The sequence below is a fragment of the Chryseobacterium sp. Leaf404 genome, assembly GCF_001424145.1.
Classification (GTDB): domain Bacteria; phylum Bacteroidota; class Bacteroidia; order Flavobacteriales; family Weeksellaceae; genus Chryseobacterium.
The window spans coordinates 78,332-87,873 of sequence record NZ_LMQM01000004.1 but is presented as its reverse complement, the minus strand read 5'-3'; the positions used below and the strand labels follow the sequence as shown (position 1 = coordinate 87,873).

Genomic DNA, 9,542 nt, shown 5'->3' with positions numbered 1-9,542 from the left:
AGTTGCCTAAAGAGGACAACTTTTTCTATTTTCCAAAATAATATACATTTTACTGAAATAAAAAATCCGCCTCAAATTTTGTTGTGAGACGGATTCTTAAATTAATTGTATTTGACCTATAATCTGTATCGGATTTTTAGGACGCGACATTACTTAAAAATTATTTAGTCAAGATCACTTGAGAGATGAGCTACTAATGCTTCACCAAAAGATGCTGTACTTGTTTTTTCACAATCTCCGCTACAAGATGTACACGTACAATTTGTGCCAAACATTTCCGCAGTACAACCAATAGATGTAGCACAAGCTTTAGATTTACATGAACATGTTCCAGTTGAAGGAGCTAGTCTAAATTTTCCATCTTCTGTAGCTTGTAGAAATATAGTAGTTTTCACTCCATTATCAAAATCATTAGCTCTGAGTGCTATTACTTCACCAGCGTCAGTCATTTCTCTTAGTATTGTCATCTCTCCATAATTTGTAGTAACACCAGCCTTAGCTAATTCGTCTGTTAGAACTGTTCTTATCTCTTCCTTACTAGGATACAAATCACCATTCGGCCCTGCGATTACGATGTTATTGTCTATAGTAATTGCAGTTAATTTTCCAGATAAAGAAGGGTTAGATATTTTTTCTTTAGTTTCAGCTTTATCAATTACAGTTTTTTCCGTTTCACAAGAAATAACCAAAGCTATCATAAAGATAAAATAAAGTAAAATATTAGTTTTTTTTATAATAAAATATTTAATTGTTAGGTATTGGTAATATAAAATAAATTATTCATATTTAATTATTAATATTATTAAAAATATTAAATTATGTAAATTTTTACAAAAGTCAGTCGAGGAAAACTATAATTTATCCTTAACATGCTAAGTTTTCCGTTTCGCCGGCTGAACATATTTTGATAATAAATTTCTACAATTATATTCTCATTATCTATGAATTCAAAAATACGGTTAGAAGCAGCTTCAATAACTTTCTTTAATATATTTTGAACTTCATGTGCAGAGTATATAAGTTTTTCTGATATAATATCGTTTTTTGAGATTACCGTTGATCAGTCGTTAAGAACAAAAGAGGCATTGGAATTTCTAAAGTGTTTTTATTTATTTCCATAACCACAATTGTGTGGAACTTTTTAATGTTTTTATTACTAAAAAATATTCTACAGGTAAATTTTTCATTATAACTCATCGATGGCACAACTATAACCAGAAAAAAATCAAACTCGCCAGTTAAACAATAGCATTGTTGGATTTCAGGAATCTGTTTAAAACTTTCTCCAATTTCATCTATCAATTCAATTCTTTCATTTTCCAGAAACAACTCTCATCATGAATTTTTTGTTTTTTTTAAAACTCTTCAAAAATTTTGCGGGCTTCATTTATTGTTAAAGATATATCTACTATCATTAATTTTATCTCTGAAAGATCAGCACCGAAACGGTACCAATCTTCTTGTCTTGTAGTAAGGAGATATTTGACAGGATAATCTCTGGTTCGAATCACAATTTCAAATCATGATTCTATTAAATTGCTTAAACCGTTAATAATTAATAATGGTTTTTCTCCAATCAATAGTCTCGTCTTCAAAATCTCTGCTATTTAGTTAGACTCATTTATATTGGCACAGTTACGAAGTTCATATAACGGCGTTAAAAATAAAGCAACATTCTCAAAGTCAGAAGAAGGCTTATAAATAAGATTATGGAACATATCATAAACCTACCATTTAAAAATTGATATGAATATCGTAAGAATATTTTTTCTAGTCTAAAAATCGGTGCATTAATTTCTTTTTACTTTAAAACATTGTCTTTATTAAAATTTTCTTAACATAATTTCTAAAAATTTTATAGATTTGTTTTATCTACAAAACGTAATAAAATTACATAAATTTTAAGGGACGAATTAGGGATTAAATATCATTCAAGTAACTGAAAACCTTACTAATAGGTGTTTGTTTGAAATGCTCACAGTCCCGTCCGGATCGCAGAAGTTTATTCAAATTTCAGCAAAACCCCCTTAAAACGAATGTTTTATGGGGGTTTTATTTTTAGCTATATCATTAAAAATGATCAATCGGATCAATTCCAAAACCTGGGAATATGCAAAAAGTTTTGACAGTTCAAAAAGGAAATTCGGGTCTTGAAACAACTTAAATTAACTGCAGACTACTACCCAAAACCAATCAGATCTGCAACGAAAATTACGGATCTGATTTGTTTTTAGTTAAATATTTTTTTGCAGTTGGTAATTACTGGCGAATCAAATGGATGCTGTTTTTAAAGCTGACGATTTGCTTTTTGCTGAAGAAGAACAGATGAAATCTGAAAGTTTTTGCGTTGCCTGATGAACGCATTTTTATCTTGATGCAGTCGCTCAGCATGTTTTCCAAAATCGAAAATTCGGAGAGTGATGAAACCGGAAGTTCTAAAACAGGTTTTATAAATTTTTTTGTTGATAGTGGGTGGATTTTTTTTATGGCCAGGCACGATCCTGAAAATTCTATAAAAGTAGATCTTAAATTAATAAAAACGTAAGATAATACAGTGAAGAAAAGGAGGTGTATGCCCTGTATAATTAAATTTTCCTGAAAGAGCAGTGAAGTCAAGGTGAGAATTGCTGAAGTCAAAACTAAATACGCCAGAAATCTTATCTGAGTAGCATTCGATATTTTCATACATAATATATTATCCATACATAAAAAACTTAAATTTCTTATTATGGGTGTTTGGTTGTGTAAAAATATACTAATTTGTTAATATATCAATAATTTTATGTTATCAAATTTTAAATGTTTTTTAATTCTTTTAATGTCAATGGTTTATAATCAAACCAATATCAAATAATTCCTTTTAAAGCAATTTTCCTGATATTCAAGTGAATTTAATAAAGAAATTTACCTGTCTATAATCACTGAAAACAGCTGAGCAAAAGCAGAAACGCTTTTGTACTCGTGATATTTTAGAATGATTAGTTGGGATACTGTTTCGAAGCCGTCCTTGCAAAAGAATTGATTTTTAAAAGTAATTCATAATACAAAATTATGAATTGATAGTATTCCTACAGAAAATTTACTTTTTCACTTTATAATACATTCAGCAATTAAAAAGAACAAAATTATGGCTCGGGAATTTGAGCATAGTCTGGCTCACAGTAATCTTTTGCCCTGTTTTAGAAGATCAAAACTGATAATTTTCTAATGCGATTTTTAACAGGAAGTAAACATAATCCTGCTCGCGATCCTGGTTTTGCTGTAGACGGTCATTAAGATTTTGTGGCTGTATGGCCTTTAAAAGACTTTTATAGATTATAAAATTTTCATTTCTCAGATACGAGGTGACTTCTCCGTTTTTTTTAAAAATAAGTTTGTCTTCCAGTGTACGGACCTTAAATTTAGCCTCACAAAGACTTTTTGTTTCAGCTTTTTTGTTTGTATATCTTTCGATTACATTTATTTTAAAGGTGTTAAAATATACGGTGTTAAATCTCACATTGGGGTCGCGAGATTCCAATCGCTTTTCAAGACGGTAGTGCATTATATTGTTTTGGTAAAGATAAAGGCGTTTTGCAGTATTAACTCTAAAATGGGTATGCTAAAATTTTCAGATTGGTAATAAATATTTACCTATTTTTTAATTAATTTTTATTGAAGTGCACTTATCTGGAAACCGCAGAATTCAGTCTTTTGGAATAGGGACTTTCTGCTTAAAGTTTTCCCGCAAAAAAAGCTGCACTGAAAAGCGCAGCTTCAGCCTTTTGTCAGGCTTTGGAATTTTAGTTTCTGTTTTATGCAGAATTTTTTTTATTTCCAGTAGCTCCAGGTGCTTCCGTCAAATACCGCCAGCATTCCTGATGCAGTATCATATACCATCGTGCCTGCGATGGAACCTTTGAGGGCATTCTGTGGATTGTTTACTTTTGGGAGCACAAGGGCTCTGGTAGTGGATTCTAAAACCAGAGCTCCGGATTTCGAACTTGTAAAACTTCCCATCACTACACCGTTGTTACCAATCTGATCAACGCCCGCATTCGAAAAACTGTGCAGTTTACCCTGGATGCTGTTTTGGGTTAAATTGGTCCAGTTTCCATTTAAACTGTTGTTTTTGTCTTCCTTCATCTTTACAGATTTATCTGCTGCGTCAAATAAAAATGTACCTGCTGCTGCATTGGTTGCTGACGTTACCTGTGGAAGAATAATTCCGGTAGAATCAGCTCCAAATTCAAGCAGAACGCTGCTGTTGGTGAGTACTGTAGTTCCAATGCCTATCTGTGCATTCAGTTGATCATAAGCCAGCATTATCAGAATGAATTTTACTGTGTATATTAATTTTTTCATAATTCTCTTTAATTTTATTCTTCATTACAGCCTCTTACAACACAGTTCCATCCGGTACGTGATTTATCTACTCCGGGATTATTTCCTCTGAAAATCTGTACACATTGCAGATCTGTGTTATAAATCATCATACCTTCCACGGCTGAAAGTGCATTCCTCTGGCTGGTGGTCATGTGCGTGATTACCAAACCCTTGCTGTCTGAGTCAATCACCAGGGTACCATTCGGTACAGTGGTAGGCCATTTTGAAAGAGTAATTGCTTTTTTAGTTAAAATTCCCAGTTTTCCATATCCTGCGGGGGCACCTGCAAGACCGGGTTTAACGCAGGGAAGCCTGTAAAGACCAAAGTTTCTGTTCTGGACAGGTGCATCAGATATCTGAACATTTAAAGTGCTTGAAAGGTTTCCCGCACTGTTTCCTACAATTTCATATCCGGCGGGTGTGCTTATGGTAACAGTATAATTTCCTGCCAGAATATTCTGAAAAGAATAAAATCCGCTGAAATCCGTCACGGTAGTGGCAACAGTAACTCCGCTGCTGTTTTTAAGACTGAGAGATACGTTCTGAAAGGGTAGCCCATTGGGAATTCCGCCATTATTATCTTTAAAAACAGATCCACTCACAGGCATTCTCAGACTGATGGAGTTTTTATTGTAAGCTGTAAAAGAAAGATCGCTCTGCCCGGAAAATACTTGGTTAAAGCTTGAAACCTGTGCAGCGTTGGCGCTTGTGATTCCCAGATCTGCCCAATCCAGTGCAAGTACTCGTACATCTCTGGTATTGTTAGTATCATTAGGGCCCACCGTAGTATTGTAAGTAATAGGCGTTGTATGTGCATTGTAAAATTTCCATCTGAGCAAACCGAGACTCTGAACAGTTGAGAGATCAACATTAAATTCGGTTCCTACAACAGTTCCCGCACTGTTTCGGAAAGAATAACGGTCCTGCACATTGCTGATCTGACCCATTTGGGTAATAATTAAATCAGGAACGCCATCGCCGATGGATGGAATACTGATGTCCTGAATCTGGTATTTAATTTCTGCACCTGAAGGAAAATTGAAAATCGCTGTTCCAAGGTCAAGACCGTGGTTACCGTCAGTTAAATATTGTGACAACGGTGCAGATACGGGAATTGGGCTCACATCGCCGTCACCCTCAAAAACACGTCCCACCCCAATATAGGTTCCGTTGATGGGAACAGGATTTGACGTGATAGGTAAAGCAGCAAAATTTCTTGCCGAAAAAACGATACCTTTCGATGTGAGTAAATTGTCATTAACGCCGGTCGAAAAAACGGTGTTTCCCAGTTTAAAAGCGATAAGATTATGGCTGTTATTGGGTATTAAAGAATTATTGACATTGCTCTCCCAGAATCCGTTAAAATCTGTATAAATTTTTTCAGGAACAGATTGTGAGAAACAGGCTACCGGTAGCAGTGAGAATAAAATACGAATGTAAGTGGCTTTCATATAGGTATGTAAAAGGTTTGATCGGCAGAATCTGCAGACCTAAGTTATTGAAAGTAAGTTATTAGTTGATGCGATAAGAACGTAACTGTCCCTTCACCATAATTTGGCGGGAGATGGAAGTGCAGCGGCATCCCTGTATGTTTTCAATACAGACGGATCAGCTTTATGCCGGTAGTTCTACACAGAATTAAACGCTCTATCTATTGTAGCTGTAAAAATGTGAACAGATTGTGGTTTTACCAGGAAGAATAATCCTGAAGATGTAAGTTTGGCGGAATATCTGTTGATTTTCCGAAGACTGATTTTGAAAAATCAGTGTGTGGTGAAACCCTGTATAAAAAAATACAGATTTCTGGGGTGACTAATTCAGTAACCATTTTTTTTTTTTTTTTTTGTAAAGTGTGTATTTCCCGAAAGAATTACACAAATGTAATGCATACTGATTACAATTTGCCCGGAATTCCTCTATTTAACATAATTATTTCACTTTATGTGGTATTCTGTAAATAAATACTTGTTAAAACAACCTTTTTCATCCCTATTTCTCTTGATTTTCGGTCTGAATAAACGGAATTTTCAATTTTATAATTCTACAATCACAATACTTGTGCTGTAAAAAATGAAACTATATTCTTCCTGATTTCAATCGGTTTTTAAAGATGATGATTTTTTATGGGAAACAAATTGCAGCGGTTTCTAAAAAATGAGATTATTACTGGCGTTGTGGCCTATTTGAAAAAACAAACTCAGTTCACCGAAACATCAATGACCAACGTTTCCGGGAAGAAATTTACGCATACGATTACGGGACAAGCCATTGGTTCTACGATTAATTATGCCGTGAAATTTGCGTATGCAGGAGGTTTATCCGTAACCAACTATTTTTCTTATGTAGTAGGAGACTCGTGTGGAATATTGGGAGTGGAAGAGTTTTCCAAAACAAAAGAAGCGCTCTATCCCAATCCTGTAGAAGCTGTTTTAAGTTTAAAATTATCAGAAGAGAAACACACCATTACTCTTTACGATTTTTCGGGTAAAAAACTGGTGGAAAAATCAGTCGGGAAAATTTCGGAACTGGAAATGAGCAATTATCCATCAGGAAATTATATGATAAAAATTGAAAATGCAAAGGGAACACGCTCGCACAAAATCATAAAAAACTAAGAAAATAAGATCAGGAATGATACATTACAATTAACAATCAATATTAACCCTTTAAATTTTTAATAAAATGAAAAAATTATCTCTTTTTGTAATGCTTTTAGCATTTAGTTTTGGCTTCGCATAGCCAACAGCGAACGCACCAACGCCAACGCATCTCCAGGCGAATGTAATTTCGGTTTTCAGTGATGCATACACCAATGTGGCTACCAACTACAATCCGAACTGGTGGCAGTCTGGCACAGTAAATCCTACTTTTGTACCAGTTTCCGGTTCTGGAAATAATGTAATGACTTATGCAAATTTCAATTATCAGGGAACTGAACTTACTACTCAGAACGCTGCTGCAATGGAGTATCTTCATGTAGATTTGTGGACAAGTACAGCAGGTGCAGTCCTGAAAGTTTCCCCTATCAATAACGGAACTGGAGCAAGCGAGTTTTTGGTGAATATTCCTTTGGTAAATGCCGGATGGAGCAGCATCAATTTGCCAAAATCTGCATTCACTGGGATGACCTGGAACTTTGTTTTTCAATTGAAATTTGACGGACAGTCTGGTACCACACCGTCTACGGTTTATCTGGATAATATTTATTTCTGGAAAGCCCCTGTGAATCCTCTTGCAGACGCTACATTAAGTGATCTTAAAGTAAATGGGACTACGGTTTCCGGTTTCAGTCCGGCAACTGCTGTATATAATGTGAATTTTGCTCAGGGTAGTGCAGTTCCGCAGATTACTTTGGCTACAGCTACCAATGCCAGTGCTTCCAGAGTGATTACACAGGCGTCTGCTATTCCAGGCACAGCCACAGTTTTAGTCACTGCACAAAATGGAACTACCACAAAAACATACACGGTAAACTATTACGGTTACAGGACCAAGCGTAGCTGCGCCAACTCCGCCTGCAAGATTGGCAACTGATGTTCTTTCTTTGTTTAGTGACGCTTATCCAGGTTCTGCAGTACCCGTAAGTGAGTGGTCTACAAGCTGGGATTCTGCTGATATTACAGATGAAACAGCGGGAGGTAAGGCTGTGAAAAAGATTGATTTTGGAAACTTTTTGGGCATACAGCTGGCCAACTCAATTAATCTGTCTGGGTTTACTCATTTTTCATATTGATTACTGGATAGAAGATGCTCCTGTAAACGTAGGTGCAGTTTTCAGCCCGAAACTTTCAAACCATGGTAATCTTCCGGCCACTGCTGGGGAAACAAGTGCAATCGAATTGGGTAATCCTGTTTCTGCTTCTCAAACCTGGGTATCTCTGGATGTTCCGTTGGCAAATTTCTCAATTGCAGGAGGAGGTTCAGCTGCAAGAGACAAAATTTATCAGATTATTCTGGGAAGTTCTGCTACGCTGGATAAGATTTACATCGATAATTTTTACTTCCACAAAAACACAGTTCTTGCAACTGCCGAGGCTTCAGTAAAAACCGGTGTGAAGATATATCCAAACCCTGTAAAAGCTGGTGAAATGGTAACATTAGATGCAAAAGTGAAATCGTTAGAAATTTTTAATATGTCTGGTCAGAAAGTAAAATCTTCAGAAGAAAATACGGTTATAACCGAAGGTTTATCTAAAGGCGTTTATATGATCAAAACAGTTACTGATAAAGGCGAAACACAGTCTTCGAAGCTAATCGTTAAATAGTCTATTTCTAAATATTATCAATCGTCCGCTGAAAATTTTTCGGCGGGCGATTTTTGGTCTTAATATCAGTATATTTGATCAAACCTTATGTTGAAACTTTCTCTACTCATTTTCGCATTCCTTATCCCTGCTGTCTGGATTTCTTCTCAGAATATTCCTCAAAAAGATATGCCTTTTCTACAGACTTACCTGCCGGATGATTACGGTAATCACGGTAAAATCTGGGAAATTAAATCTGCTGAGAACGGCTTGATTTATATGGCTTCAGAAAACGGACTGATAGAGTATGACGGTGAAAAATGGAACAGATTCCGGGGATCGAAAGGGTATACGAGATCACTTCACCTCGCCAGCGATTCCGTAATTTAAACAGTATCTGATATGGATTTCGGAATTTGTCGTAAAAATTAGTTCAGACAATTCAAATATCAGTCTATCTATCCCTTCAAGACAAAGATTGGTGGTGTAAACGAAGAGTTTTGGGGTACATATGAAGCTCATGGTAAAATAGTTTTTATTTCACATCAAAACCTGTACGCCTATCATCGTAAAGTTCTGAAAAAAATATCGGCTCCCTATTGGTTTCTGAGAGTTTTTAAGCCAACGGAAGAATTTTTCTGGCAGATGAAAAAAAAGGACTTTTTGAGTACAGAGATAATTAGCTAAATCCTATTTTTGCTTATCCTAATCAAGTGCCCTTTGAAATTTCAGGTGTTTTTTTTCATCAGAATCTGCTGAGGGTTGTGACCAAAGATCAGGGTGTTTTTCGTTTTACTCATTCTGGCAACAGTGTACCTGATAAAAAAATATAACAGATCAAAGCTTAAAAAGCAGGAAAAAATACTTTTAGAGAAAGAAAAAGAATCTCTTGAAAGACAATCTGAAAAACATAAAAATGAAATGATTTTTCAA

The 9,542-nt window shown here is 35.3% G+C and carries 10 protein-coding genes; 4 read left to right on the top strand and 6 right to left on the bottom strand.

All coding sequences use genetic code 11. From position 1 onward, the window contains the following. Positions 1-164: 164 nt before the first annotated feature. The 6 genes from ASG31_RS05130 to ASG31_RS05110 all read right to left on the bottom strand — a co-directional run bounded on the left by ASG31_RS05130 (position 165) and on the right by ASG31_RS05110 (position 5,816). Complete coding sequence (locus tag ASG31_RS05130) at positions 165-698, bottom strand: hypothetical protein (protein WP_056028861.1); 534 nt, start codon at positions 696-698, stop codon at positions 165-167. Positions 699-1,050: 352 nt separating this feature from the next. Further along, complete coding sequence (locus ASG31_RS05125; protein ID WP_157844443.1) at positions 1,051-1,302, bottom strand: Lrp/AsnC ligand binding domain-containing protein; 252 nt, start codon at positions 1,300-1,302, stop codon at positions 1,051-1,053. 957 nt (positions 1,303-2,259) lie between these two features. Further along, a complete protein-coding gene (locus tag ASG31_RS18450; protein WP_131725499.1) occupies positions 2,260-2,703 on the bottom strand; it encodes a hypothetical protein in 444 nt (147 codons plus the stop codon). Between the two features lie 484 nt (positions 2,704-3,187). Then, the gene (locus ASG31_RS05120) at positions 3,188-3,544 is read right to left on the bottom strand and encodes a hypothetical protein (RefSeq protein WP_056028858.1); all 357 of its coding nucleotides are present in this window, start codon (positions 3,542-3,544) and stop codon (positions 3,188-3,190) included. Positions 3,545-3,810: 266 nt separating this feature from the next. Further along, the gene (locus ASG31_RS05115; RefSeq protein ID WP_056028856.1) at positions 3,811-4,344 is read right to left on the bottom strand and encodes a hypothetical protein; all 534 of its coding nucleotides are present in this window, start codon (positions 4,342-4,344) and stop codon (positions 3,811-3,813) included. Between the two features lie 14 nt (positions 4,345-4,358). Further along, entirely contained in the window at positions 4,359-5,816 is a 1,458-nt protein-coding gene (locus ASG31_RS05110; protein WP_056028854.1) for an SdrD B-like domain-containing protein, read from the bottom strand. Between the two features lie 672 nt (positions 5,817-6,488). On the opposite strand from ASG31_RS05110, the gene ASG31_RS05105 reads away from it, so the two are divergent. The 4 genes from ASG31_RS05105 to ASG31_RS05090 all read left to right on the top strand — a co-directional run bounded on the left by ASG31_RS05105 (position 6,489) and on the right by ASG31_RS05090 (position 8,999). After that, the gene (locus ASG31_RS05105) at positions 6,489-6,980 is read left to right on the top strand and encodes a T9SS type A sorting domain-containing protein (protein WP_056028852.1); all 492 of its coding nucleotides are present in this window, start codon (positions 6,489-6,491) and stop codon (positions 6,978-6,980) included. Between the two features lie 199 nt (positions 6,981-7,179). After that, on the top strand, positions 7,180-7,899 hold the full coding sequence (locus tag ASG31_RS05100) for a cadherin-like beta sandwich domain-containing protein (RefSeq protein WP_056028849.1): 720 nt from the start codon (positions 7,180-7,182) through the stop codon (positions 7,897-7,899). A 128-nt stretch (positions 7,900-8,027) separates the two neighbouring features. Continuing rightward, positions 8,028-8,630 carry a T9SS type A sorting domain-containing protein gene (locus ASG31_RS05095; protein ID WP_131725498.1) on the top strand — a complete coding sequence of 201 codons (603 nt, stop codon included), beginning with the start codon at positions 8,028-8,030 and terminating at the stop codon, positions 8,628-8,630. 87 nt (positions 8,631-8,717) lie between these two features. Further along, positions 8,718-8,999, top strand: coding sequence for a hypothetical protein (locus tag ASG31_RS05090; RefSeq protein WP_056028845.1), 282 nt, complete (start codon positions 8,718-8,720; stop codon positions 8,997-8,999). The last annotated feature ends 543 nt before the right edge of the window (positions 9,000-9,542 follow it).